23 protein-coding genes are annotated in these 26,444 nt (G+C 68.4%); 15 read left to right on the plus strand and 8 right to left on the minus strand.

Annotation, left to right across the window (positions count from 1 at the left end; translation table 11 throughout):
* Nucleotides 1-57 precede the first annotated feature (57 nt).
* Nucleotides 58-936 (minus strand): NAD-dependent protein deacetylase, encoded by an 879-nt coding sequence (locus tag H7F38_RS12835; RefSeq protein WP_255497955.1) that lies wholly within the window; start codon nt 934-936, stop codon nt 58-60.
* 194 nt (nt 937-1,130) lie between these two features.
* On the opposite strand from H7F38_RS12835, the gene H7F38_RS12840 reads away from it, so the two are divergent.
* Together H7F38_RS12840 and cobF are read left to right on the plus strand one after the other, a co-directional pair.
* A complete protein-coding gene (locus H7F38_RS12840; protein ID WP_187090258.1) occupies nt 1,131-1,388 on the plus strand; it encodes a type B 50S ribosomal protein L31 in 258 nt (85 codons plus the stop codon).
* Nucleotides 1,389-1,587: 199 nt separating this feature from the next.
* Entirely contained in the window at nt 1,588-2,361 is a 774-nt protein-coding gene (gene cobF / locus H7F38_RS12845) for a precorrin-6A synthase (deacetylating) (protein WP_187090259.1), read from the plus strand.
* A 27-nt stretch (nt 2,362-2,388) separates the two neighbouring features.
* Here cobF and H7F38_RS12850 read toward each other — a convergent pair whose 3' ends face one another.
* Nucleotides 2,389-3,966 (minus strand): MFS transporter, encoded by a 1,578-nt coding sequence (locus H7F38_RS12850; protein WP_255497956.1) that lies wholly within the window; start codon nt 3,964-3,966, stop codon nt 2,389-2,391.
* Nucleotides 3,967-4,093: 127 nt separating this feature from the next.
* Between H7F38_RS12850 and H7F38_RS12855 the strand changes: the two genes are divergently transcribed.
* Complete coding sequence (locus tag H7F38_RS12855; RefSeq protein WP_187090260.1) at nt 4,094-4,945, plus strand: septum formation family protein; 852 nt, start codon at nt 4,094-4,096, stop codon at nt 4,943-4,945.
* Between the two features lie 103 nt (nt 4,946-5,048).
* The gene (locus H7F38_RS12860; RefSeq protein ID WP_187090261.1) at nt 5,049-5,627 is read left to right on the plus strand and encodes a gluconokinase; all 579 of its coding nucleotides are present in this window, start codon (nt 5,049-5,051) and stop codon (nt 5,625-5,627) included.
* Here the strand turns inward: H7F38_RS12860 and H7F38_RS12865 are convergent.
* Nucleotides 5,613-6,305, minus strand: a complete 693-nt coding sequence (locus H7F38_RS12865) for a metal-dependent transcriptional regulator (protein ID WP_187090262.1) — start codon at nt 6,303-6,305, stop codon at nt 5,613-5,615. The genes H7F38_RS12860 and H7F38_RS12865 overlap by 15 nt on opposite strands.
* Nucleotides 6,306-6,522: 217 nt before the next feature.
* Here H7F38_RS12865 and H7F38_RS12870 point away from each other — a divergent pair, with 217 nt between their 5' ends.
* From H7F38_RS12870 to H7F38_RS12880, 3 genes are all read left to right on the plus strand, one after another.
* Nucleotides 6,523-7,419, plus strand: a complete 897-nt coding sequence (locus H7F38_RS12870) for a sugar phosphate isomerase/epimerase (RefSeq protein WP_222618033.1) — start codon at nt 6,523-6,525, stop codon at nt 7,417-7,419.
* Nucleotides 7,420-7,897: 478 nt separating this feature from the next.
* Nucleotides 7,898-9,142 (plus strand): ISL3 family transposase, encoded by a 1,245-nt coding sequence (locus H7F38_RS12875; RefSeq protein ID WP_187090264.1) that lies wholly within the window; start codon nt 7,898-7,900, stop codon nt 9,140-9,142.
* A gap of 322 nt (nt 9,143-9,464) precedes the next feature.
* Entirely contained in the window at nt 9,465-9,989 is a 525-nt protein-coding gene (locus H7F38_RS12880) for a GNAT family N-acetyltransferase (protein WP_187090265.1), read from the plus strand.
* 26 nt (nt 9,990-10,015) lie between these two features.
* Here H7F38_RS12880 and H7F38_RS12885 read toward each other — a convergent pair whose 3' ends face one another.
* Nucleotides 10,016-10,681 (minus strand): LON peptidase substrate-binding domain-containing protein, encoded by a 666-nt coding sequence (locus H7F38_RS12885; protein WP_187090266.1) that lies wholly within the window; start codon nt 10,679-10,681, stop codon nt 10,016-10,018.
* Nucleotides 10,682-10,764: 83 nt separating this feature from the next.
* Between H7F38_RS12885 and H7F38_RS12890 the strand changes: the two genes are divergently transcribed.
* From H7F38_RS12890 to H7F38_RS12900, 3 genes are read left to right on the plus strand one after another with little or no spacing between them, the layout of a single operon-like run.
* A complete protein-coding gene (locus H7F38_RS12890) occupies nt 10,765-11,640 on the plus strand; it encodes a sulfurtransferase (RefSeq protein WP_187090267.1) in 876 nt (291 codons plus the stop codon).
* Between the two features lie 21 nt (nt 11,641-11,661).
* A complete protein-coding gene (locus tag H7F38_RS12895; RefSeq protein ID WP_187090268.1) occupies nt 11,662-12,843 on the plus strand; it encodes an acetoin utilization protein AcuC in 1,182 nt (393 codons plus the stop codon).
* Nucleotides 12,836-15,517 carry a GNAT family N-acetyltransferase gene (locus H7F38_RS12900; protein WP_255497957.1) on the plus strand — a complete coding sequence of 894 codons (2,682 nt, stop codon included), beginning with the start codon at nt 12,836-12,838 and terminating at the stop codon, nt 15,515-15,517. The genes H7F38_RS12895 and H7F38_RS12900 overlap by 8 nt, the downstream gene beginning before the upstream one ends.
* Nucleotides 15,518-15,683: 166 nt before the next feature.
* Here the strand turns inward: H7F38_RS12900 and H7F38_RS12905 are convergent, their stop codons facing one another.
* From H7F38_RS12905 to H7F38_RS12920, 4 genes are all read right to left on the minus strand, one after another.
* A complete protein-coding gene (locus tag H7F38_RS12905; protein WP_370531370.1) occupies nt 15,684-16,697 on the minus strand; it encodes a sigma-70 family RNA polymerase sigma factor in 1,014 nt (337 codons plus the stop codon).
* A gap of 528 nt (nt 16,698-17,225) precedes the next feature.
* Nucleotides 17,226-17,630, minus strand: a complete 405-nt coding sequence (gene dtd / locus H7F38_RS12910) for a D-aminoacyl-tRNA deacylase (protein ID WP_187090269.1) — start codon at nt 17,628-17,630, stop codon at nt 17,226-17,228.
* Between the two features lie 18 nt (nt 17,631-17,648).
* Nucleotides 17,649-19,169 (minus strand): class I SAM-dependent methyltransferase, encoded by a 1,521-nt coding sequence (locus H7F38_RS12915; protein ID WP_255497959.1) that lies wholly within the window; start codon nt 19,167-19,169, stop codon nt 17,649-17,651.
* A gap of 18 nt (nt 19,170-19,187) precedes the next feature.
* On the minus strand, nt 19,188-21,200 hold the full coding sequence (locus tag H7F38_RS12920) for an amino acid transporter (RefSeq protein WP_255497960.1): 2,013 nt from the start codon (nt 21,198-21,200) through the stop codon (nt 19,188-19,190).
* Between the two features lie 118 nt (nt 21,201-21,318).
* Between H7F38_RS12920 and H7F38_RS12925 the strand changes: the two genes are divergently transcribed.
* The 5 genes from H7F38_RS12925 (at nt 21,319) to H7F38_RS12945 (ending at nt 26,418) form a co-directional block, all read left to right on the plus strand.
* On the plus strand, nt 21,319-21,906 hold the full coding sequence (locus H7F38_RS12925) for an HhH-GPD-type base excision DNA repair protein (RefSeq protein WP_187090270.1): 588 nt from the start codon (nt 21,319-21,321) through the stop codon (nt 21,904-21,906).
* 206 nt (nt 21,907-22,112) lie between these two features.
* Nucleotides 22,113-22,457: a DUF3099 domain-containing protein gene (locus H7F38_RS12930; protein WP_187090271.1), complete on the plus strand. Its 345-nt coding sequence runs from the start codon at nt 22,113-22,115 to the stop codon at nt 22,455-22,457.
* 60 nt (nt 22,458-22,517) lie between these two features.
* Nucleotides 22,518-23,381, plus strand: a complete 864-nt coding sequence (locus H7F38_RS12935; RefSeq protein WP_187090272.1) for a hypothetical protein — start codon at nt 22,518-22,520, stop codon at nt 23,379-23,381.
* On the plus strand, nt 23,378-25,348 hold the full coding sequence (locus H7F38_RS12940) for a 2-oxoacid:acceptor oxidoreductase subunit alpha (RefSeq protein ID WP_187090273.1): 1,971 nt from the start codon (nt 23,378-23,380) through the stop codon (nt 25,346-25,348). The genes H7F38_RS12935 and H7F38_RS12940 overlap by 4 nt, the downstream gene beginning before the upstream one ends.
* Nucleotides 25,345-26,418, plus strand: a complete 1,074-nt coding sequence (locus H7F38_RS12945) for a 2-oxoacid:ferredoxin oxidoreductase subunit beta (protein ID WP_187090274.1) — start codon at nt 25,345-25,347, stop codon at nt 26,416-26,418. Before H7F38_RS12940 ends, H7F38_RS12945 begins: the two co-directional genes overlap by 4 nt.
* The last annotated feature ends 26 nt before the right edge of the window (nt 26,419-26,444 follow it).

The raw sequence follows: 26,444 nt of genomic DNA on the forward strand, positions 1-26,444 counted from the left end.
TATCGCCGTCACTTTGCAGGACGTCAGCGGGGGCGGGGGGAGCGGAGGGGGCGGGGGCTAGGCGCCGAGTTGGTGGGCCAGATCGGTGAGGGTCTGGGAGCAGCCGGCGTCGATCTTGTAGCTGGCCTGGTCGTCGCCCCTGGTGACACCCCGATTGAAGATGACCACCGGGATCCCGCGCCGTCTGGCGTAGCGGACGAACCGCAGCCCCGACATCACCGTCAGCGAAGAACCGGCCACCAGCATGCCCTGGGCGGCGTCCACGGCCGAGAAGCAATGCTGGACAGTCGATTTCGGCACGCTGTCGCCGAAGAACACCACGTTGGGCTTCAGCGGCCCGCTACAACGGCGGCACGCGGCGACGCGGAACCCGGAGGTGTCGTCGAACTCGACGTCGCCGTCGGGTGCGCTGATCAGGTCGAGTTCGGCGCCGAAGTCGGGATTGAGCTGCTCCAGCCGGTGGTGGAGCTCGATCCGGGGGGTGATCTGGTGGCAGTTGAGGCAGATGACCTCGTCGATCCGTCCGTGCAGGTCGACCACCCGCCGACTGCCCGCCTGCTGGTGCAGACCGTCCACGTTCTGGGTGATCAGCTCGGTCAGGTATCCGGCGCCTTCTAGCGCGGCGATCGCGAAGTGACCGGCGTTCGGTACCGCCGTACCCATCCTCCGCCAACCCAGATGACTTCTGGCCCAGTACCTCTGCTGTGCCACGGCACCGGACCGGAACTCGCTGATCGTCATCGGCGCCCGCACCGGGGCTCCAGGACCGCGGTAGTCGGGGATGCCGGAGTCGGTGGACAACCCGGCGCCGGTCAGCGCGACCATGGATCCGGCCGCGACCATGTCGACGGCCGCAGCGAACGCACGTTCGTCGAACCCGGCCGTTGAGGTCTGCGGCAGGGCCGGAAGCTGCTCCGGAAGGCGGGTCACAGGCACACATCAACGGTACGCGAGCTCCCGCCCCCCGCCCCGTCGAGCGGTGAGGTACAGCGGGCAAATCGGACAGAATTAGCCCATAGATCACCGCTCGATCCGCGGGTGGGCCAGGACTTTATCGATACTGATTCGCGTTACAACGGACAGGACCAACAGCGAGGGCGCAAGCCGCCGGAGCAGGAAGCAGGCGCACGATGAAGAAGAACATCCACCCCGACTACCACCAGGTCGTCTTCCGGGACTCCAGTACCGGGGACGAGTTCCTGACCCGCTCGACCGCCTCCAGTTCCGCGCGCGTCGAACTCGCGGACGGCAGCCGCTACCCCTTGATCGTCGCGGACGTCACCAGCGCGTCCCATCCGTTCTGGACGGGCAACGCGCGGATCGTCGACACCCAGGGGCAGATCCAGAAGTTCCACCAGCGGTTCGGGCAGCGCGTACGTCAGGGCTGATCGACCGTCGGAAGTGTCAGGAGCCGGACCGCACCAGCGGTCCGGCTCCGGCGTATCAGGACGTCACCGGCCCACGACAGCACGAGCGTCACACCGGGCCCCACACCTCATACCCACACGAAGCCCCGCTCCCGTCGCCCGGCGTCCCACCCCCCCGCATAGGCTCGGACGATCGATTCGGCAGCAGTGAGGGAGTCACGTGCGTCAGCTCTTCGTCATCGGGATCGGCGCGGGCGATCCCGAACAGGTCACGGTGCAGGCGATCAACGCCCTGAATCAGGTCGACGTCTTCTTCGTGGCCGACAAGGGCGCCGGCAAGGACGATCTCGTCGCCCTGCGCACCGAGGTCTGCCGGCGTTACATCACCGGGAAGCCCTACCGCATCGTCGAGGTCGAGGATCCCGAACGGGACCGCAGCACGACGGTCGCGACGACGGACGGCTACCGCACGGCCGTCGTCGACTGGCACGAGGCCAGGGTGGCAACCTGGGAATCGGTGATGCTGGCCGAACTGGCGCCGGGCGACAACCCGGGGTTCCTGGTGTGGGGCGACCCGGCCCTCTACGACAGCGTCCTCCGGATCGTCGAACGACTGCAGGCCAGGGGGGCGCTCGAATTCCAGTACCGGGTGATCCCCGGGATCAGCAGCGTCCAACAGCTGGCGGCCGCCCATCGGATCGTGCTCAACCGGATCGGCGGACCGATACACATCACCACCGGGCGACGACTCCGGGACGGTCTGCCGGCCGATCAGCACGACGTGGTGGTGATGCTCGACGGGGAACTGGTCTGCCGGCACTTCACCGAACCGGATCTCGAGATCTACTGGGGCGCCTATCTCGGTACGCCTGACGAGATCCTGGTCGCCGGGGTGCTCGTCGAGGTGATCGAAGAGATCATCAGGGTGCGGGCGGAGGCCAAGTCGCGCAAGGGTTGGATCATGGACACCTACCTGATCCGTCGCGGGAGCTGACCTCACCCGGGCCGGCGTGGTTGATCGTCAGACCTTCGGTGCCGGGGACGCACCGCGCAGGCCTGCGTCGCTGATGGTGAAGAAGGCCAGCACCCCGCCCAGCGCGCAGAGTGCGCCGGCGATCAGCACGGCGCGGTGGAAGCCGATCGAGAGCAGCGCAGGGTCGGCGTAGGCCTGCGGGGTGATGCCGGCGATCGACGGGAGCACCGCCACCGCGAGCAGGCCGGCGATCCTGGCCACGTCGTTGTTCACCGCGGACGCCACGCCGGTGAGGTGATCGGGCGCGGCTGCCAGCACCGACGAGGTCAAGGGGGCGACGGTGGCGGACAGTCCGAGCGCGAAGACCAGGACGGCCGGCAGCACCCCGCCGAGGTAGGTGGAGTGGGCGTCCAGCCGGGCGAACAAGGCGATGCCGGCGCCGGCCACGATCGGGCCGACGGTCATCGGCCAGCGGGGGCCGATCCGTTGGGCCAGCGCACCTCCTCTGGCCGACAGCGCAAGCATGACGACGGTCAGCGGCAGCAGGGCCGAACCGGCCGCCACGGGCGAGAAACCCGACACCAGTTGCAGTTCCACCGGCAGCAGGAAGAGTCCACCGGACAGCGCCGCGTAGACCGCGAAGGTGACCAGGTTGGCCGCGGTGAACTGATGCACACCGAACAGACCCAGTGGCAGCAACGGGTCGGGATGACGGTGTTCGAACAGGACGAACCCGGCCAGCACCACGGCGCCGAGCACGACGGCCGCCACCGTGTACGCAGGCCATCGCTCCGCCGGCCCCTCGGTCAGCCCGAACACCAGCGCGGCGAGCCCGACCGAGGCCAGCACCGCCCCCACGCAGTCCAGGCGTCCGGTCGCCTCCTGGTCCCGCGTCTCCGGGATGAACTTCTGCGAGGTGACCACCACGACGACCGCCAGTGGGACGTTGATCAGGAAGACCAGCCGCCAACCCCACGGCGCGACCCCGACCAGGACACCGCCGATCACCGGCCCCAGAGCCGTCGCGACGCCACCCAGTCCGGACCAGGCCCCGACTGCGGTGGCGCGGTCCTCCTTGCGGAACACCGACTGGAGGATGGCCAGCGAGCCCGGAGTCAGCAGCGCCGCCCCGACGCCCTGCAGCGCTCGCACCAGCACCAGCACGGTGGCGTTCGGCGCCGCCCCGCACAACACGGACGCCACGGTGAACCACACCACGCCGATGACGTAGATGCGTCGACGGCCGAGGCGGTCGCCCAGCGATCCGCCCAGCAGCAGCAGCCCGGACAGGGCCAACGTGTAGGCGTTCAGCGTCCACTGGAGGCTGGTCAGACCGGCGTGCAGATCGGTACCGATGCGCGGCAGGGCGACGTTGACCACGGTGCCGTCCAGTTGCGCCAGCCCGCTGCCGAGCACAGTGGCCAGCAGCACCCACCGGCCCTGCCGGGAGGCATAGGCCAGCGACGGTCCCACCACCGGTAGGCCGCGATCCGGGGCGGCCCCAAGACTCGGCAAGTCGGCGCCGTCGCGCGTCGAGGACTGGCCGTCCGAACCGTCCGGAATGGGCACGTTGGTCTCCTCGAGCACGGCCGGTGAGCGCTGTCGATGGCTGGTGAAGCGGTTCACCGAGCCCCACCCTAATCGGGCGAAGGCCGGCGGGCACAGCGCAGGGCCCGTGAGAGGTTCGCCAACAGACCTCCGTTGTTCGTGAAGTCATGGCACCCTTGGGGTGACTACGACATCCGGGACGGACATGAGCACAGACCGCGACCTCTCGAAGGGATCAGGGACCGAGGGTCCCGACGAGTTCGACTCCGTCGTCCTCGATGAGAACTTCATCAAGGGTGGTGTGTCCGAGGCCTCGCTGCGTCGCTACCAGGTGGTTCGCGAACAGAAATGGGAGCGACCGCCGCGGCCGTCGTCCCCGGCGAACGGGGAGTCATCCGGTCCGGTGGGGGGGCCTGCCGTATCCCGGTCCCCGACGCCGGGTCCGACGGACCACAGCTCTCCGACCGCGCATCTCGGGACCGGTGAGAGCTTCTCCGCAAGTGGGTTCGGGAATGGCCGGCCCCGTTCCACCGGACTGCTGGTCGGCGCGGCTGCACTGGTGGTCGCGCTGGTCGTGTTGACCGGGCTGATCCGCCTCGGACGTGGATCGGCCGGATCCACCGGAACCGGGAACCTTCCGGTGGCCGCGCAGGCGGGGCCCGGGTCCGGTCAGAACGTCGTGCTCAGCGCGTCCGTGCCGCCGGGCACCTGCTTCAACGTCCCCACCGACAACAGCGCGACCACCACGACCGTCACCATCGTCACGTGTTCGGTGGCCCACCAGTACGAGCTGGCCGATCTCCAGCAGGGCACCGGCGGCAACGACCAGTACCCGACGCAGCCGACCTGGACGAACGTGGGGAACCAGTGTTCCAGCGATCTGCAGACCTACACCGGCAAATCCTCCAGCAGCTGGCCCGGCAGTCTCTACCCGGCGATCATCCCGCCGACCGAGACCGGCTGGTCCAAGGGGGACCGGACGATCTACTGCGTCGCCGTGACCCGGCCCTCCGGCACCGGCAGCGTGCGTGGCTCCGCCACCTCCCCGACCGGCTGAGAACGCCGGCCTTGCCGGGCCGTCGACCCCGGACCCGCCCCGGCGTACGCTCGCGCGTCGGAGCCGGATCCCGCTGGCGGTGAAGATTGTGGGGGTTGTGTCGATGACGGCTGGACGACTGGCTCGTCGACCGCAGCCGGTCCTGGTCGTCATGGGGGTCTCGGGATCGGGGAAGTCGACGGTGGCCGGTGTCCTGGCCGTCCGGCTGGGTTGGGACCTCGCCGAGGGCGACGACATGCACCCTGCGGCGAACGTCGAGAAGATGCGTCTGGGTCATCCGCTGACCGACGAGGACCGCTGGCCCTGGCTGGCGACCGTCTCGTCATGGATCGCCGAGCATACGAGGGCCGGGCGACCCGGAATCGTCACCTGCTCGGCACTGAAACGCGTCTACCGAGATGTGCTGCGCGGCAACGATGTCGTCTTCGTCCACCTGGTCGGATCCAGGGATCGGATCGCGGATCGGATGGCGGCCAGGCAGGGTCATTTCATGCCGACCGGCCTGCTGGAGTCGCAGATCGCGACCTTGGAGCCACCCGGGCCGGACGAGAACGTCCTGGTCGTGGATGCCGGACGTACGCCGTCCGAAGAGGCGGCCGACATCATCTCCCGGCTCGGGCTCGTTCCGGAAGCCGGGTCCTCGGCGCCGACGGCACCGGAGCGGTGGTCAGACCGCGGCTGACCTGACGTGGATGCCGTGCGCGACGTCCGCCGGGAGCTCGGTGGTGGTGGCCCCGTCGATCACGAGAAGGGCACTGTCCCTGACGATGAACTCGAGCACCGCGCCGGGCTTGATGCCGCCCCGTTGCAGGCGGTCCATCACACCGGGCTGGTTCTGCACGATCTCGATGATGCGACGCACCTCGAACTTCCCGCCCTTGGCGGCGGCGGCGTCGGCACCGATCAGATCGGCATGCGTCTCGGTGACCGCCGGTTGGTCAACGCCCAGCTGATCGAGGCCCGGGATCGGGTTGCCGTAGGGGGAGATCTGCGGGTGACCCAGCAACGCGACGAGCCGCTGCTCGACCTCTTCGCTCATCACGTGTTCCCACCGACAGGCTTCGACGTGCACGTCCCGCCAGTCCAGCCCGATCACGTCCAGCAGCAGGCGTTCGGCCAGGCGATGCTTGCGCATGACCGAGACCGCACGCTCACGGCCGAGATCGGTGAGCTCGAGATGACGATCGTCCGACACCATCAGCAGCCCGTCACGCTGCATGCGCGCCACTGTCTGGCTGACCGTCGGTCCGCTCTGGTTCAGCCGCTCCGCGATGCGGGCACGCAGAGGAAAGATGCCCTCCTCTTCCAGTTCGAAGATGGTGCGGAGGTACATCTCGGTGGTATCGATCAGATCGTTCACGCCGGCGACCCCTTCTACGAAGTCCGAGCTTACCCGGCCGGGTCGCGTCGCCCCTGCCATGGTCGCCCCGGCCATGACAGATCACTGGGGCGCGAACAGATCTCCCGTCGAAACGAGCGGCTCACCCGCGTGGATACGCCGACGGCCGGTCCCCGTAACCTCATCTTGCCCGCGCCCGGACACCCGTCACCGAGCCCCGTCACCCCGGAGGACTTCTGTGTCTTCAGCTTCCCCAGCGCCTCGTTCGTTCATCGGGTGCCATGCGCTGGTCTGGACCGGGACCTTCGACGCCGCCGGTATCCGGTTGTCGGTCGAGAAGACCGCAAGGGCCGGCTTCGATCTCGTCGAATTCCCCCTGATGGACCCGTTCACCTTCGACACCGCGGTCGCTGCAGCTTCGCTCGCCGAACACGGCCTGTCCGCCAGCGCGAGTCTCGGCCTGTCACCGGCGACCGACATCAGCAGCGAGGATCCGGAGATCGTCGCGGCCGGCGAGGCACTGCTCATGCGGGCGGTCGAGATCGTCGGGGAACTGGGCGGCACCCAGCTCTGCGGGGTGATCTACAGCGCGATGAAGAAGTACATGGATCCGGTGACGCCGAAGGGACTGGACAACAGCATCACGACCATCGGACGCGTGGCCGATCGCGCCGCCGATCTCGGCCTGTCGCTGGCACTGGAGGTCGTCAACCGCTACGAGACCAACATCCTGAACACCGGCCGTCAGGCGCTGGCGTACACCGATCGGGTCGCCCGCCCGAATGTGGCCGTCCACCTGGACAGCTACCACATGAACATCGAGGAATCCGACATGTACTCGCCCGTGCTCGACTGCGGCGACCGCCTCGGCTACGTCCACGTCGGCGAGAGCCACCGCGGGTACCTGGGGACCGGCAACGTCGACTTCGACTCGTATTTCAAAGCTCTGGCCCGGATCGGATATCAGGGCACCATCGTCTTCGAGTCCTTCTCCTCCGCGGTGGTCGCACCGGATCTGAGCCGGATGCTCGGAATCTGGCGGAACCTCTGGCAGGACAACGAAGAACTCGCGAGCAACGCCAACGACTTCATTCGCGGGCACCTCACGGCGGTGAAATCAATCGACCTGCACTGAGCTGTCTTTTTGGCTGTACCGAGCAGCCTTTCGCTTGCACCAGGCGACCTTTCGCCCATGACGAACCTCGCTCTATCTGTCCACGAGGTCGCGTCAATGGTGCATCTGATTGGGGCGGGGGCGTTGACTTCTGTCGATCCACGGCGGGGGGATCAGTTCCGGGTGAGCGTCGGCGGCGAATCGGATCACCCATTGCGCTTGGTGGATTTCGTCGTGATGAAAACCGCAGAGCAGCACGCCGGTGTGGACGTTCGTCTCCCCCAGATCCCGGACGAACCAATTCACGTGGTGAACATCGCACCAGTTCGCCGGCCGGTCGCAGCCGGACCAGACGCAGCCCCGGTCGCGGGCGTCGATCGCCTTCCGGAGGGCTCTTGTGACGTTCTCGTGGGTGGTTTGACCCCTGGTTGTGGGCGACACACCGGGCTGCGTATAGGTTCTGGCTTATCTAGGGTCAGTCACTATCCAGGAGCACGGTGTGCGCGGTGTAACGATATGGCGAAAGCTGCTCGGTGTCGAGCAACTGCAGGTGTGCGATGTGGCGTGGGAGGAGGCCGACGACCGGCAGGTGCTGGTCGTTTCGGTGCGTGCGACGAAGGGCGCCCGGAGTAGGTGCAGTCGATGCCGGCGTAGACGGCCGGGCTATGACCAGGGCGGCGGAACCCGGCGGTGGCGGTCGCTGGACTGGGGGTCGACGATGGTATTCCTGCAGGCTGCGGCTCCGCGGGTGAACTGCCGGACGCACGGGGTGGTCGTCGCGGCGGTGCCGTGGGCCCGACCCGGCGCGCGGGCAACCCGAGCGTTTGAAGACCAGTGCGCGTGGTTGGCGGCGCACACCGCTTCGTCGGTGGTGGCGCAGTTGATGCGGACGTCGTGGCGGCATGTGAGCGCAATCATCGAGCACGTCGTCGCCGACGGTTTGGCCGGCCGGGACGTGCTCGCGGGGCTGCAGCGGATCGGCATCGATGAAATCTCCCACCGCAAAGGCCAGCGGTATCTGACGTGCGTGGTCGATCAAGACTCCGGCAGATTGGTGTGGGCCGCACCGGGCCGCAACAGCGACACCCTGGGTCGGTTCTTCGACCAACTCGGCCCAGAACGGGCGGCGGCGTTGACGCACGTCTCGGCCGACGGGGCGCAGTGGATCCACGACACCGTGACGGCCCGCGCGCCGCAGGCGGTGCTGGGATTGGATCCGTTTCATATCGTGGGGTGGGCCACCCGGGAGTTGGACAAGGTCCGTCGTCAGACGTGGAACACGCTGCGGGGTAACAGTAGCTCTGCGCAGGCGTCGTCGGTGAAGGGCAGCCGCTGGGCATTGCTGAAAAACCCGGCGGACCTGTCCCCGGAGCAACGCGGGCCGGTCGCCTCGATCGCCCAGACCAACCGGCATCTGTATCGGGCGTATCTGCTGAAGGAGCAACTGCGCGCGGTGTTCCAGGTCAAGGGCCAGGCCGGCCGTGAACTGCTGGCCGGCTGGATCGCCTGGGCCCGCCGCTCCCAACTCCCCGGCTTCATCGCCCTGGCCGCAACGTTGAAGCGGTTCCAGCAGCTGATTTGGAACACCCTGATCCACCACATGAGCAACGCCCAATCCGAGGCCACCAACACCCACCTACGGGCCTTGACCCGCAGGTCGTACGGCTTTCACAGCCCAGAAGCGTTGATAGCCATGGCAATGCTCACCCGCGGCGGGTTATGCCCGCCGCTTCCCGGACGCTAAACCACCCACGAAAACGTCAGGAGACCCTTCCGGAGGACGTCGACGCCGTACCGGACCAATTGTTTGGCCTGGTCGGAATCGACGAATCCGGCTGTCCCCATATCGAGAACTTAATCGGCGGGCACCCGACAGCCGACCCCGAAAAGGGCGCCATTTCGTGCCACCCCCAGGTCACAGAATGGTCACGATATCTCTGCCTCATTCCGTAGTCCCGAACCTGACAACAATATTGGGCACGCAACCACCACGAAGGCACCTTCCTTCGACCCAGGAGGGTCGAAAAGCCCGTGACCGTAGGCACTCCCTGTGGCACGCTGTGCGCATGGCCTCCCCGGGTGCAGCACTCCACCGCGCATCACCGCGGGTCGAGATCGTCCATTTCACCTCCGAGGCGCTGACGGCCATCGCCGCCGGCGATCTGGGCGCCGCGAATCGCAGATCACCCGTCCTGCTGTCACAATCTTTCGTCGGGTACGACTGGCGCAGCGTCTGGACCCGACGACGCGACCAGATCGTCACCGATCCCGCCTGCGCCGATTGGATCACCGGTGCCATCTGGGATCTCGATCGAGAGTTGACGGTGGGGCGAGCCGGGTACCACGGGCCACCCGACGAGAACGGCATGGTCGAGGTCGGGTACGCCGTGGATCCCGCTTTCCGGCGTCATGGGTATGCGCGCGCAGCGCTCAACGCTCTGCTGGAGAGGGCAGCAGGGGAATCATCGGTTCGCACGGTCCGGGCGACGATCTCTCCGGACGACGTGGCGTCCAGAAACCTGGTTCTGCAGCACGGTTTCGTCCACGTCGGGCAGCAGTGGGACGACGAGGACGGACTGGAACTGGTCTAAGAGATCTCCGCAGGACCAACCTTCGGTCAGTTGCTGCTGTAGGGCACCCTCGGGAGCTCGACTGCGGGCCGCATCGAGAACTGCCTGACCATCGCGGCCTCCCGCCGCAGGTACTCGAGCTCGAGGGTCAGGCGTGCGTCGGTGTCGCGGGCGGCCAGTAGAGCCTGCTTGTCGTTGACGTCCAGGATCATGCCGTCCGCGACGAAGAAGGACAGTGCCGTCGGATCCGGCGGAAGTTCCTCGTCGTCGTCCTCGCTGTGGATGCCGCCGGCCTCACGGAGGGCCACCAGGTACCGGGTGAAGAGTCGCCCGACCTTGCCGGCGAGCGCAGGGGAGGCCATCGTGGTCGCCTCGGTGAGGATCTTCACGGTTCCGCTGAGCAGGTCGGAGGTGGTGTCGACGGAGTCCAGCTGGAATCGGCTCTCACCGATGGCCAGGATGTCGTAGCGCCCGTCGTGGTAGGCCTCCACCCGCTGGAGCACTGCAGTACAGCCGGTGACGTGCAGGTCGGACAGTCCGTCGTCCCAGGCCTCGCGACCGGCCTTGATGGCCACGACGCCGAATCTGCGGCGACCGTCCGACTGGTCCAGGAGGTCCGAGACCATCCGTCGGTATCGGGACTCGAAGATGTGCAGGGGCAGCAGGCTGCCCGGATAGAGAACGGTACCGAGCGGGAAAAGGTTCAACGACATCGCAGTCACATTTTCACGCTACTCGTGGGGGCCAGACCCGGCCCGAACCACGACGCCCACCGCGGCGGGGGAGGATGTCCGCCATGACCGACACCGATGCCGACGACGTGCTGATCAGCGCTGCAGACCTGGCCGTCGCGCTCGACGGCGACCACCCTCCGATCGTGCTGGACATCCGGTGGGTGGCCGGGAAGACGGACCGGGATGCCCACCTCGCGGGGCACATCCCGGCGGCGTTCTTCCTGGACCTGGACGCGGACCTCGCGGCTCCGCCCGGCATCGGCGGTCGTCATCCGCTCCCGGCGCCGGCCGATCTGCAGGCCGTCTGGCGCCGGGCCGGTATCGACGACCGGAGTTCGGTGGTGGTCTACGACAACAGGGACTCCTCGGTGGCGGCGCGCGCCTGGTGGCTGCTGCGCTGGTCCGGCCTCACCGACGTCCGTGTCCTGGACGGCGGCTTCGCGGCCTGGGTGGACGGAGGAAGCCGACCGGTGGAATCCGGACCCGGCCCCGCACCGGTCCCTGGATCGGTGACCGTGGTGCCGGGCGGTATGCCGACGGTCGATGCCGACCGGGCGCGCGTGATCACCCTGGGCGGCGGGACCCTGCTCGATGCCAGAGCACGGGAGCGCTACCGCGGCGAGCTGGAGCCGCTGGATCCGATCGCCGGCCACATCCCCGGTGCGGTCAACCTCCCGCTGACCGATCTGCTCGTACCGGACGGGACCTTCCGGACGCCCGCCGAGATCGCAGCCACGTTCGACGAGGTGCTGGGTCCGGAAGACGCGGGCGGTTCCGGCGAGGTCGCGGCGTCGTGCGGGTCCGGGGTGACCGCCTGTCACCTGATCCTGGCTGCCGCGCGGGTCGGCCGCTCGATCTCGCTGTACCCGGGGTCCTACTCCGGCTGGTTGGCGCTCGGCCGTCCGGTCTCCGTCGGGGCGGGCGTGCCGGGCGCCTGACCACCCGGTTAACCTGTGGTCATGGCATCGCCGCTGGTCATCTGGGATCCGGGCATGCTCGGCTATGACCTGGGCGGATCGCATCCGTTGCATCCACTGCGGTGGGAACTGACCTGGGACCTGGCCGGGCGGCTCGGAGTGCTGGACGGTCTGGATCTGTTCGCCCCGGAGCCGGCGTCCGAGGTGGCACTGGCCGGCGTGCACAGCGCCGCCTACATCGCCGCGGTCAAGGCGGCGTCCGGCCCGTCCGGCCGTGGGCGGTCCTACGGTCACGGGATCGGGACGGACGACAATCCGGCCTTCGAGCACATGCATGCGACGGCCTCCCTCATCGCGGGTGGTTCGATCGCGGCGGCCGCGGCGATCGCGCGGGGCGACGTGGACCGGGCGGTCAACATCGCCGGCGGACTCCACCATGCGATGGCCGACCACGCCTCTGGCTTCTGCGTCTACAACGACCCCGCCCTGGCGATCCGGACGCTGCTGGACTCCGGGGTCGGCAAGGTCGCCTACGTGGACGTGGACGTCCATCACGGGGACGGCGTGCAGGCAGCCTTCTACGACGACCCGAGGGTGCTGACCGTCTCCATCCACGAGTCCCCGGTGTCCCTCTGGCCGGGAACCGGCTGGGCGATGGAGATCGGTCGGGGGGCGGCCGCCGGTACCGCGGTCAACATCCCGTTGCCGGCCGGCACGGGTGATGCGGCCTGGCTGCGGGCCTTCCACGCCGTCGTGCCGGGCGTAGTCCGGGCCTTCAAGCCGGACGTGCTGGTCACCCAGCACGGGGCGGACTCGCACGCAGACGATCCGCTGGCCGACCTGAATCTGTCCATCGACGGTCAACTGGCGTCGTACCGGGCACTGCGGGAGCTTGCCGAATCGGCTGCCGGCGGACGGTGGCTGGCTCTGGGCGGTGGAGGATATTCGCTGGTGAGGGTGGTGCCACGGGCCTGGACGCATCTATTGGCGACCGTGGCCGACCGTGATCTGGATCCCTCGACCGCGCTCCCGCAGGGCTGGCTCGACCGGGCTGCTGCCGCCCGTCCCGGACTGTCGCTACCGGAGACGATGTCCGACGGCCACCCGGTCGACTTCGAACCGTGGGGGTCGGACCACGGCGGCCCGGTCGACAAGGCCATCGGCGATGTCCGGGGCCTGATCTTCCCGCTGTACGGTCTCGACCCCTTCGATCCGCGTGACTGACGATCTCGCTCCGGGCTATCCGCAGCACTGGGAGGCCGACGTCCTGCTGGCCGACGGCGGAGCCGTGCACCTCCGTCCCTCCGCCGCGACCGACGGGCCGGCCATCCTTGCCATGCACGACCGGATGAGCGACCGCACCCGTTATCTGCGCTACTTCCAGGCCGTCAGCCACATCTCGCCGTCCCAACTCGCCGTCTTCACCGATGTCGACTACGTCAGCGCGGTCGGTCTGGTGGCCGAGCTCGGCGGCCAGTTGATCGCGGCCGGTTCCTACCACCGGGACAAGAACAATCCGGATGCTGCCGAGGTCGCCTTCGTCGTCGAGGATGCCCAGCAACGGCGCGGTCTCGGCTCGATTCTGCTGGAACACCTGGCCGCAGCCGCCCAGGAACGCGGTGTCAAACGGTTCACCGCCGAGGTGCTGGGGGAGAACCAGACGATGCTGCGCGTGTTCATCGACGCCGGCTATGCGGTGACCCGCGAGTTCTCCTCCGGGGTGGTCGATCTCGGTTTCGACATCAAGCCGACCGAGTCGTCGCTGGCCGTCATCACGTCGCGTGAGCACCGGGCCGAATCCCGCTCGATCGCCCGTCTGCTCGCCCCCCGGTCGGTGGCCGTCATCGGTGCGTCCAACGAGACCCGCAAACTCGGGCATGCCGTCCTGGTCAACCTGCTGCGCGCCGGGTTCACCGGGCCTGTGTACCCGGTGAATCCGGAAACCCTATCGGTACAGGGTGTTCGGGCCTACAAGTCGGTGCTGGACATTCCGGATCCCGTCGACATCGCGGTGGTGACGGTGCCGGCCGCCTCGGTCGCGGAGGTGCTGGAATCCTGCCGGGCCAAGGGGGTGCACGGCCTGGTCGTCGTCACCGGCGGGTTCGCCGACGCCGACCCGCTCGGCGACGCCGGTGATGGCGCGGACGCTCAGCGGCGGATGGTGTCGATGGCCAGGGCCAACGGCATGCGCGTGCTGGGACCGAACTGCCTCGGGGTGGTGAACACCGACCCGGCCGTCCGGCTGAACGCGACTCTGGCACCGGTGGTGCCGCCCCCGGGTCGGGTCGGGTTCTTCTGCCAGTCTGGCGCGCTCGGCATCGCGATCTTGGCCGATGCGGCCTCTCGTGGTCTCGGGCTGTCCTCGTTCGTCTCGGCGGGCAACCGCGCCGACGTCTCGGGCAACGACCTCCTGCAGTTCTGGCATTCGGACGAGCGGACCGAGGTCGTCCTGCTCTACCTGGAATCGTTCGGCAACCCCCGCAAGTTCGCCCGGCTGGCCCGGACCCTCGCGCGGGCGAAACCGGTCATCGCGGTGAAGTCCGGTCGTCATGCGTTGGTCAGTCCCGGACTCGCGGCCAGCACCGCCGCCGTGTCCGACACCGCGGTGGCGACCCTGTTCGCGCAGTCCGGCGTGATCCGCACCGACACCCTCGGTGAGGCGTTCGACGCGGCGCAACTGTTGGCGCACCAACCGATCCCGAGAGGCGAGCGGGTGGCCATCCTGGGCAATTCCACCGCCCTGGGGGTGCTCGCCCTGGACGCCTGTGTGGAGGCCGGTCTGACGGTGGTCGACGAGGTGCCGGTGGATTTCGGCGTGAGCGTCAGCCCGGAGGAGCTGGGCGGGGCGGTCCGGATCGCTGTCGGCCGGGCCGACGTCGACGCTGTCGTGGTGGTCTACGTGCCGCCGGTGGCGATTCCGGGTCAGGCTCATGCCGAAGCGTTGCGGGCGGCAGCATCCGGATCCCGGGTCCCGGTGGTGAGCACGTTCCTGGCGGTCGACGGTCTGGCCGACTCGCTGACGGTGAGGGGTGAGGACGGCGGTGCCGCGAGGGGTTCGGTGCCGTCGTTCCGGACGCCGGAACGAGCGGTGGCCGCGCTGGCCCACGCCGTGCGGTACGGCCGATGGTTGGGTCGGCCGACCGGGAAGGTTCCGGCGCTGGAAGGTGTGGAGTCCGCCCGGGCCCGGGAGTCGATGGCCTTGATGCGGCTGGCCGATCCCCGTGATCGGGACCTCTCCGACGAAGAACTCGTCGATCTCCTGGACTGCTACGGGATCTCGATCGCCCGGTTCGAGAGTGCCGACAACCGGGTTGATGTGCTGGCGGCGGCCGAGCGCGTCGGCTGCCCTGTCGTGCTGAAGGCGTTCGACCTGTCCTGGCGTCACCGCTACGACCAGCTCGGAGTGCGATTGGCACTGGCCGACGCCGACGCCGTCGCGGTGGCCTACGACGAACTGGCCGCCGACGGGATGGGCCACGTGTACGTGCAGGTGATGGCTCCGCGGGATCGTGCGACGGTCCCGACCGTTCTGGCGATCACCTCGGACCCGTCGTTCGGCGCCCTGGTGTCGTTCGGCATCGGTGGTGTGGCCACCGAACTGCTCGACGATCTCGCCTATCAGGCGGTCCCGCTGACCGACGTGGATGCCGCCGACCTGATCGACGGGCCGAAGGCCGCTCCGTTGCTGACCGGGTACCGCGGTGCGGCCGTCGTCGACCGCAGCGCGATCCTGGACCTGGCGCTGCGGCTCTCGGCGCTGTCGGACGATCTGCCGGAGGTCAGCCAGCTCTCACTGCAGCCTGTGTTGGTCGGGCCCGCCGGTACCTGCATCACCTCGGCGGCAGGCCGGATCGGCCCGCCGGCCAGCAGGCCCGACGTCCGCCGCCGCCTCCGCTGAGCCGGGCCCGGGTTTCGCATGGATCAATATCGTCGGCATGGATCAACATCGTCGGCATGGATCAACTTGGCCCATTTGGGACTGGAGCGACAGAAGTCGTCACTTTCGCCCATGCCTGCGAAGTTGATCCACGCCGAACCATGCCGGACCAGGGGGACGGAATCGGTCAGCTGGCGTATGCCCGGAGCGCCTCGGAACGTTCGCCGACGCGGAGCTTGGCCATCGAGTCACGCTCGATCTGCCGCACCCGCTCCCGCGAGATCCCGAAGACACGGCCGATCTCGTCCAACGTGTGCGGACGACCGTCGTCGAGTCCGTAGCGGAGGCGGACCACGGAACGCTCGCGCTCGTCGAGCGTGTGCAGCACCTTGTTGATGTCCTCGTGCATGAAGCCTGCGACCACCTGGGCCTCAGCCGAGGTCGACTCGGAGTCCTCGATGAAGTCACCGAGGGGGGCCTCTTCGTCGCTGCCCACGGGCATGTCCAGCGATACCGGATCGCGGGCGTGGTCGAGAAGATCGGCGATCTTCTCCTCTGGAATCCCCGACTCCTCGGCGAGCTCGGCCATCGACGCGTCACGGCCCAGCTGCTGGTGCAGTTCGCGCTTGAGCCGGGACAGCTTGTTGACCTGTTCGACCAGGTGCACAGGCAGCCGGATGGTGCGACCCTGGTCGGCCATGCCACGCGAGATCGCCTGACGGATCCACCAGGTGGCGTACGTCGAGAACTTGAAACCCTTGGTGTAGTCGAACTTCTCGACCGCGCGGATCAGCCCGAGGTTGCCTTCCTGGATCAGGTCCAGCAGAGGCATCCCGCGTCCGGTGTAGCGCTTGGCCAGCGAGACCACCAGGCGCAGGTTGGCCACCAGCAGGTGGTTACGAGCCGTAGCCCCGCCGCGGATGACGGCGCGCAGGTCGGCCTTGCGCTGAGCGGACAGCCGGGAGCCGGTGTCGAGCTTGTGGGCGGCGAAGACGCCGGCCTCGGTGCGCTTGGCCAGATCGACCTCCTGCTCGGCGGTCAACAGGGCTGTACGCCCGATGCCGTTCAGGTAGACCCTGACCAGATCGGCCGAAGGTCCCTGCGCGTCAAGGTCTTCGGCCTCGCGCTTGGCGGTGGCCGAGGTGGTCGCGCGCGACGACGGAGCTCTGGTGCCCGCCTTCACGGCGACGGCCGGCGTCACTTCGTCCGGCGTGTCGTCCGATTCCGACTCCGTCGAATCGACGACGGAGGCATCGGTCTCGGCGGCTTCGACGAAGCTGTCGTCGATATCGGTCGTGCCGACGTCGGTCGTGTCGATGTCCGGCGTTTGGTTGGATGTCGAGGCAAGGGCCGTCTCGGGTTCCGGTGCGTCGAAGACGTCCGCGTGTACCCTGGGGGAGTCGGTCATGTTGGTGCTCCCTTTCGTTGCATGTGTCGGTTCAGGCCGTGGGACGCGGCACCGACATCTGTAGAAACGCCCGCTGATACGTTTTCGTTCCCGGTTCGTAGCCGCTTGCCCGAAAGTTTGCTCGCCCTCGAAACCGTGCCTGCTCGACACCCTGTTACCCACTGCAGAGGGGTTCGGAACTTACCGAGTCAGCGGATGCAGTGACGTGAGAAGAGTTGGTCCAGCCGCTACCTGAGAACTCAACACCCCGGCCCGATGAGAGCCGCTGTGTCGTGGATGAGAACGGCATGGGAAACGGGTCGAGCGGGCGGAACCGTTGTCCTAGAGGTCGATCACCAGCGTGAACGGACCGTCATTCACGCTGGTGACAGCCATTTCTGCGCCGAAGACCCCGGTCTGGACCCTCGCTCCCAATTCTTTCAGACCTGTGACGACGGCCTCGTAGAGTGGCTCGGCGATGGGGCCGGGAGCCGCTTTCGTCCAACTCGGCCGACGACCTCTGGTCGTTTCCCCGTAGAGCGTGAACTGGCTCACCACCAGCATCGGGGCATCGATGCTCTCGCATGAATCCTCGTTCCGCAGGACCCGGAGTCCGAACAGCTTCTGCGCCAACTGCATAACTTTGTCCGGGTTGTCGTGGTGGGTCACCCCGACGAGCACCAGAAGGCCCGGCTCGTCGAGTTCTCCGACCACCTCACCGTCGACCGACACCGAGGCGGACGACACCCGGGGCGACCACGGCCCTCACGAATCGACCGGGTGCAGCAGACCACGGGTGATCGCGACCCGGATGGTCGGCAGGACCGCCTCGGCGAGCGCCTCGACATCCAGTCCGTGGGCGGTGCCCATCAGATCCAGCAACACGGCCATCGGAAGGTTTCCCGTGCAACCGGCCAGCAGCGACTGGCCCCATTCGTCGAGCTGCAGCGTGGCCCCCGGACCGCCCGGCCGGCGCAGCAACCTCAGCACGGTGCTCCACCCCTCGTGCCCGGCCAGCGCCCGCTGTTCCAGGATCACCGAAGGGGCCAGCGAGAGCCGGGCGCCGAGCAGGTCGACGTCGGAGGCCCCCCGCAGCCAGGCCCGTCGGGCCAGGAAGGCTGCGGCCTCCGCGCCGGTGACCTCCTCGCCGACGCCGGTGATCTCGTCCAATACCACGTCTGGATCGTCGGAGCCGTTGTGCCGCAGCGTGATCAGGCCCATGCCGATTCCGGTGACCTTCTCGGCGGCAAAGTAGTCGAGCCAGTCGGAGGCGGTTCCGGCCGCCGACCCTCCGGTCTCCCCGGCGTCCTTGAGCCACAGCGCGACGTACTCCGCCGGATCCGCCATCTCGCGCTGGACCACCCAGGCGTCGCAGCCCGTTCCGTACACCCAGCCCCCCACCCGTTCGCGCCAGTCCGAGTCCTCCCGGACGATCCAGTTGGCCAGCATCTGCGCCGTTCCGCCCGGCCGGAGATGGGCGGTCATCCCCCCGACCAGCTCCCGGCACAGACCGTCCCCGGCGATTCCGGAGTCCCGGTACTCGTACTGCTGCCGGCCGGTGCCGATGACGAACGGCGGGTTGCTGACGATCAGGTCGAACCGCTCGCCCACCACCGGGTCGAACAGCGATCCCTCGCGCAGGTCCCAGCGTTGTCCGTTCAGCCGTGCGGTGGCGCCGGCCAGTGCCAGGGCCCGCGCGTTGGTGTCGGTGGCGACGATCGAGCCGGAGTGCGAGAAAGCATGCAGCGCCTGAATTCCGCAACCGGTACCCAGATCCATCACCGCGCCGGCCGGCTCCCGGATGACGGCGTTCGCCAGCGTGATCGACGCCTGGCCGATCCCCAGCACGTGATCGCGGCGGACCGGCCCCGGCCGGGTGTCGGAATCAAGGTCGGAGACCACCAGGAACTCGCTGTCGTCGTCGGCGTGCGGCCGGATGTCCAGGCCGGCCCTGATGTCCGCGCCGTCGCGCTCGAGCGCCCCACTGCTCAGCGCCGCCGACAGGCCCGCCTCCGGGAACGCCCTGGCGACGGCGCCCTCGGACTCGGTGGTACCGAGCAGGAAGAGTCTGATCATGGTCTCCAGCGCCGAGCCGCCGCGGGTGGACCGGAGAGCCGGCCACATCTCGCCGCGGCCCAGCGCGCGGTGGGCACTGCTGCCCAACAGTTCCGGCACCGCCGTCGTCGAGTAGCCCGCCTCTCTCAGGTCGGTGCCCAGGCGGTCGACGACCTCGAGATCCGTCATCGGGAACACGGCCGGCTGGTGGTCGGTGGGGGCGGTGATCACCGGAGAAGGGTAGTGCCGTCAGGCGACGTGCACGGTCGGGCGCCGGTCGCGGTTCGGCTCGGCACGGCGGAGCACCTCCCGGGTGGTCGGGGCGACCTCGCCCTCGCCGGTGAACAGGAAGCGGAACAGGTTGGCCACCGGGCTGCCCTCGGTCCACTCGAAGTACACCCCCGGCAGCACCCCGGTGACGTCCCGGATGTGCAGGAGCAGCGCTGCGATGGAGTTGGGCACCACCGGACTGGTCATCAGCAGCACCTCGAACCCGTCGCGCTCGATCCCCCGGACGTGCAGGTCGCTCTTGAAGTCCGACGCGTCGGAGACGGTGACCTCGAGGAAGATGATCGGCTCGCCGTCGGGGATGTAGCTGCTGGCCCGCTCCTGGCGTTCCTTGATGATCAGGGTGTGTTCTTCGTTCTCGTCCGGCTCGTGGGCGACGATGTGGATCGCGCCCTTCGCCGCCGCGAACAGGTACCCCTTCGCGGCGTCGTCCAGGATCACCTCGTCGGTCCGCAGTTCGAACGCCCGGCCCACTCTGGACCAAAGCGAGACGATCATGATGCCCAGGATGAACAGCCCGGCGATCCGCACGCCGTCCGGCCGCTCGATGATGTTCAGCACCGTGGTGTAGACGAAGACCGCGGCGATCAGGCCGAAGCCGATGGTGGCAGGGGTCTTCCGGCGGCGACGCGCGGAGATGGTGACCGCGATGGAAGCGGAGGTCATCAGCACCAGGACGCCGGTGGCGTAGGCGCCGCTCTGCTTGTCGACGTTCGCGTCGAACACCCAGGTGACCACGAAGGCGATCGACGCGAACACCACCACCAGCGGACGGACGGTACCGGCCCACTCCGGCGCCATCCCGTAGCGCGGCAGGTAGCGGGGAACGAGGTTGAGCAGCCCGGCCATCGCAGACGCCCCGGCGAACCAGAGGATGAGAATGGTGCTGACGTCGTAGAACGAGCCGAACCCGTTGCCGAGGTACTCGTGCGCCAGGTAGGCCAGTGCGCGACCGTTGGCGCCGCCGCCGGCCGCGAACTCCTTCTGCGGGATCAACACGGTGGTGATGACGCTGGTGACGAGCAGGAACACGCTCATGATCACCGCGGCCGTGCCCAGCAGTCGCCGGGTGTTGCGGATCCGGCCGGCCGGGTGGTCGTCGGTGTCGCCCTCGTCGCCCTTCACCTGGGGCATCACCGCCACGCCGGTCTCGAAGCCGGACAGACCGAGCGCCAGTTTCGGGAACACCAGCAGGGCCACGCCGACCATCGCGAGTGGGTTGCTGTGGGCGGTGGTGAGGGCCGAGCCCCAGTCGCCGATCAGGTGGGGCGCGGAGATCAGATGCGCGACCCCGACCACCGCGACGATCAGGTTGAGGGTGAGATAGACGCCGACCAGGACGACGGCGATGCCGATGGCCTCCGCGAAACCGCGGAGGAAGACACCGCCCAGCAGGGCCAGCAGCAGCAGGGTGATCAGCAACTTGTGGTCGACCCAGCCGCTGGGTGCGTACGGGTTGCTCACCAGGTGCTCGGTGGCGTCGGCAGCCGAGAGCGTCATGGTGATCAGGAAGTCGGTGGCAGCGAAACCGAGCAGCATCAGCACGAAGAGCTTGCCGGCCCAGCGCGGCAACAGCCGTTCGAGCATGGCGATCGAACCCTCGCCCCGGAAGCTCTCCTTGGCGACGCGTCGATACACCGGTAGGGCACCGAACAGGGTGAGCAGCACCAGCACGAGGGTGGCGATCGGCGACAGCACCCCGGCGGCCAGGGCGGCGATACCGGGCTGGTAGCCGAGGGTGGAGAAGTAGTCGACACCGGTGAGGCACATGACGCGCCACCACGATTTCTGGTGGGTGGTGTTGACCTCGACCCGGTGCGGGCCGGGATGGCCGGCGGCCCGCTCGCTCAGCCCCTGGAAGAACCACCGGCTGAAGCCGGACCGTGTCCGGGGCGTCGTGTGGTCAGCGACTCCGGGGACCGTTGCTCCGGGGTGGGTGGCGCCGGGGTGTTCCTCGTCCCTCACAACGGTCATTCCGGGATGGTCGCACAGCCATGTTGCCGCCGGACGGTGCCGGACGCCGCCGGGCGGCGCCCCCTGGTGCCACCCGACGGTGCTGCGCGCGCCGTGGTGTTGTGGAACGCTGACCGGCATGACCGCAGATCGTCTGTACCTGACCGGCCGGGACGAGGCAGATGCGCTGCTGGCCCGCGACCCGAACGCGCTGCTGCTGGGCATGGTGCTGGACCAGCAGATCCCGATGGAGAAGGCGTTCAGCGGGCCGGCGGTGATCGCGCAACGGATGGGCGGCCTGGACGTCGCGGTGATCGCGGCGACCGATCCGGAGGTATTCAAGGAGATCTGCTCCCGCCCGCCGGCCGTGCACCGGTTCCCCGGATCGATGGCCGGCCGGGTGCAGAGCGTCTGCCAGGTGCTCGTCGAGCAGTACCACGGTGATGCCGCCGCCATCTGGGCGGACGTGCCCACCGGGGCGCAGCTGTTGGAACGGATCGGAGCGCTTCCGGGCTTCGGGGCGCAGAAGGCCGCCATCTTCGTCGCGCTGCTGGGAAAGCAGTACGGTGTCGAGCCCGACGGCTGGCGCGAAGCCGCCGGCGCCTACGGGGAGCCGGGCAGTCGCCGTTCGGTCGCGGACGTGGTCGACGACGAGTCGCTGGACGAGGTCCGAGCGAGCAAGAAGGCAGCCAAGGCGGCGGCCAGAGCTGCCTCCGGACGCCCGTAGGGACGGACCGCCGCCCAGCGGACAGCCGCGAGGCATCGGGTGTGCGGCGACACATGCCGCCCCCTGTGCTGCATAGGTTGTCCGCCCCGGAAGCTCGTGCTCTGCGGAGTAACGTGAATCACGGGTGTGGACACCTGCCTCGGCAGTTTCGGGGTGTCGGGATCGGAAGGACAAGCGATCCGGACAATTTGTGGATGGAGCGTCGAATGGCCAAGTCTCCTGCGCATGACGCATCAGCGCGCAAGGCAGAGCCGATCATCATCACCGCGGCGGAACCGTCGTACGACGAGCAGCTCAGTGCCCGCCGCAAGCGTTACGTCATCACCATGGGCACCCGTGTCCCACTGCTGATCGTGGCCACCCTGCTCTACCAGCACCTGTGGATCGCGATTCCGCTGCTGCTGATCTCCATCCCGCTGCCCTGGATGGCCGTGTTGCTGGCCAACGACCGCCCGGCCCGCAATTTCAAAGTCAAGGCGCCCCTGCCCGGCGTGATCAACTACGAGCGGGCCCTGCCGCCTTCGCGTCAGGACGTCATCGACGGCGACTGAGGTCGGCGGTCGCACCGGCCCGGATGGGCTGATGCCGGACTCCTGGCATACGGTGGTCCGATGATCGACAGTGACGTCATCGCCAGTGCAGGCCGCGTCCACCGGGCGACGAACATGCTGCATTCGATGGTGTATTTCGTGCCCGAGGGCGACGAGGAGTACGTGGCCGCCGGGCTGCGCCCCGGCCGAATGGGCTATTTCGCCTCGCGGAGCGCCCCGATGGGTGCGGTCGGGCCCGAGGTGGTGACTGCGACCTTCTACAACTTCAACCCCGAGCTGGTCGCCCGGCACATCCCCAGGGCGTGGACCCTGGTCGCCCCGGAGCAGGTCCTCGAGGCCCGCCTCCGGGTGGCCGACCGGGCACTGCGGCGCCTGCTCGGCGAAGAGGTGATCGCGTCGAGGGAGCTGGCGCAGGCCACCGAACTCCTGACGCACGCGGCACTGCGCTGCGAGGTCGAGGGACGGGCACTGTTCGCCGGTCACTCCGGCCTTGCGTGGCCCACCGCAACACATCTGCGGTTCTGGCACGCGGTCACCCTGCTGCGCGAGTATCGGGGCGACGGCCACATCGTCGCGCTGGTGCAGGCCCAGCTCTCGGGGGTGGAGGCGCTCGTCACCCATACCGCCACCGGCCGCGGGTTCAGGGTCCCGGCCGCCAAGGCCCTGCGGATGTGGTCCGACGAGCAGTGGGGCGCCGCACAGGAGGGCCTGCGAGCCCGGGGGCTGCTGGCGCCGGACGGCACGTTGACCGCAACGGGCACGGCCCTGCGCGAACGAATCGAGCGGCAGACCGACGAGCTGGCCGCGAAGCCCTGGGAGGGAGTCGATCTCGAGGCGATCGACGCGCTCGTCGACTACGGGAAGTCGCTCAGTCGCCGGATCGTGGCCGCCGGCGCCTTCCCGGACGAGGTCTTCGCCAATTGACCGGGCCGGGTGCGGTCGGCACTGCGGGCGAGAAGACGATCGAGGTGCTCTCGCAGGTGGTCATCCGGTTCGCCGGTGACTCGGGCGACGGGATGCAGCTGACCGGCGATCGGTTCACGGTGGAGACGGCGGCCTTCGGCAACGGGCTGTCCACCCTGCCCGACTTCCCGGCCGAGATCCGTGCGCCGGCCGGTACTCTCCCCGGGGTCTCGGCGTTCCAGCTCCAGTTCGCCGACCACGCCGTCCTCACCCCGGGCGATGCGCCGAGCGTCCTGGTCGCGATGAATCCGGCCGCTCTCAAGGCCAACCTGGCCGACCTTCGGGCCGGCGGCATCGTCATCGTCGATACCGACGATTTCGGCCCGCGAAACCTGTCCAAGGTCGGCTACGCCGAGAACCCCTTGCTGGACGGAAGTCTGGCCGCCTACCAGGTGCACGCCGTGGGGCTGACGTCGATGACGGTGGATGCGGTGAAGGAGGTCGGTCTGCACCGCAAGGAGGCCGAACGGGCCAAGAACATGTTCGCCCTCGGTCTGCTGTCCTGGCTCTACCACCGGCCGTTGGAGGGGACCCGCCGGTTCCTGGAGTCCAAGTTCGCCGGAAAGGCGGACGTCCTGCGCGCCAATCTGATCGCTCTGGAGGCCGGTTGGTCCTACGGCGAGACCACCGAGGGGTTTGCGGTCCACTACGAGGTGAAGCCCGCGCCGCTGGCGCCCGGCATCTATCGGACCATTCGCGGGAACCAGGCGATGGCCCTCGGTCTCGTCGCGGCCTCCCGGCAGACCGGACTACCGCTGTTCCTCGGCAGCTACCCGATCACCCCGGCCTCGGACATCCTGCACGAGCTGTCGGCCCTGAAGAACTTCGGTGTCCGGACCTTCCAGGCCGAGGACGAGATCGCCGGTGTCGGAGCGGCGATCGGCGCGTCCTACGGAGGCAGCCTGGGGGTGACCAGTACATCCGGCCCGGGCATCGCCCTCAAGAGCGAGGCGATCGGTCTCGCCGTGGCGCTGGAACTCCCGCTGATCGTCATCGACGTGCAGCGGGGCGGCCCGTCGACCGGGCTGCCCACGAAGACCGAGCAGGCGGACCTGCTCCAGGTGATGTTCGGCCGCAACGGGGAGGCCCCGGTCCCGGTGGTCGCCGCCTGCTCGCCGTCGGACTGCTTCGACGCCGCGCTGGAGGCGGCCAGGATCGCCACCACCTACCGCACACCGGTTTTCCTGCTCTCCGACGGCTACCTGGCCAACGGCTCGGAGCCCTGGCTGATCCCGGAGGTCCACGACCTTCCGGACCTGGGCGTCGACTTCGCGACCGAACCGAATCACGGCGACGACTTCTGGCCGTACCTGCGCGACCCCGGGACGTTGGCCCGTCCATGGGCGATCCCCGGGACGAAGGGTCTCGAGCATCGGATCGGCGGAATCGAGAAGGCCGACGGCATCGGCACCATCTCCTACGATCCGGCCAACCACGACCACATGGTGCGGACCAGGGCGGCGAAGGTGGCCGGTATCGCCCGCACCATCGCCCCGCTGGCCGTGGACGACCCGACCGGCGACGCCGAGATCCTGGTGCTGGGCTGGGGATCGACGTTCGGGCCGATCACCGGTGCGGTGCGGGCCCTGCGTGCGTCCGGTCTTCCCGTGGCGCAGGCCCATCTCCGTCACCTCAATCCGATGCCGCCGAATACCGAGGACGTACTGCGTGCCTATCCCAGGGTGGTGGTGCCGGAGATGAACCTCGGTCAGCTGGCGTTGCTGCTGCGCGGGCTGTTCCTCGTCGATGCGGTCAGCGTGAACCAGGTGCGAGGACTGCCGTTCCGGATCGACGAACTCGCCGCGGCGATCAGATCCGTGGTGGCCGGTACGTTCTCGCCGGCGGATGTCGGGTCGGCCGGTGCTTTCGGGCGGTTCTCGATGCACGTCGGGACTCGGGTCGACTCCGGAACGGGGGAGTCACGGTGAACCTCGACGGGCCTGGTCCGGAGTCGCTGACCCTGGTGCCGCGGTCGGAGACCAGGCAGACCGGCAAGGATTTCAGGAGCGACCAGGAGGTGCGCTGGTGTCCCGGCTGCGGGGACTACGCCATTCTTGCTGCGGTGCAAGGTTTTCTACCCGAACTCGGCCTGGCCCGCGAGAACGTCGTCTTCGTCTCCGGCATCGGGTGTGCCGCGCGTTTCCCGTACTACCTGAACACCTTCGGCATGCATTCCATCCACGGCCGTGCGCCCGCGATCGCCACCGGCCTGGCCGTCACCCGGCCGGATCTCTCGGTCTGGGTGGTCACCGGTGACGGTGATGCTCTCTCGATCGGGGGCAATCATCTGATCCATGCGTTGCGGCGCAACGTGAATCTGAAGATCCTGCTGTTCAACAACCGCATCTACGGATTGACCAAGGGTCAGTACTCTCCCACCTCCGAGGTCGGAAAGCTGACGAAGTCATCCCCGATGGGGTCGGTGGACGCACCGTTCAACCCGATCTCGCTGGCGATCGGGGCCGAGGCCACCTTCGTCGCACGGACGATCGACTCCGACCGCAAGCACCTCACGTCCGTGCTCAGGGCCGCCGCGGCGCACCGGGGTACCGCCCTCGTGGAGATCTACCAGAACTGCAACATCTTCAACGACGGCGCGTTCGATCCGTTGAAGGATTCGGCGACCAGGGACGACGTGACCATCCGACTGGAGCACGGCGCGCCGATCGTCTTCGGCGTCGACGGCGAGCACTGCGTGGTGCGGGACGAATCCGGTCACCTATCGATCGCCGAGACCGTCTCGTTGCCAACGGGTGTCACACCGGTCGTGCACGACGCGCGTGACGTGGACCCCACGTTCGCGTTCGCGCTGTCCCGGTTGTCGCAGCCGGAGACGTTGGCCAATACCCCGATCGGCGTCTTCCGGGACGTCGACCGGCCCACCTACGACACCGGGATGGCCGAGCAGATCGAGTCGGCCATCACGCGGCAGGGGCACGGTGACCTTGCTGCCCTGCTCGCCGGCCGGGACACCTGGACCGTCGCGCCCCCGACCTGATGACCCCGTCCCACACGATCAGCACA

It is taken from the genome of Nakamurella sp. PAMC28650 (assembly GCF_014303395.1).
In the GTDB taxonomy this organism is placed as follows: Bacteria; Actinomycetota; Actinomycetes; order Mycobacteriales; family Nakamurellaceae; genus Nakamurella.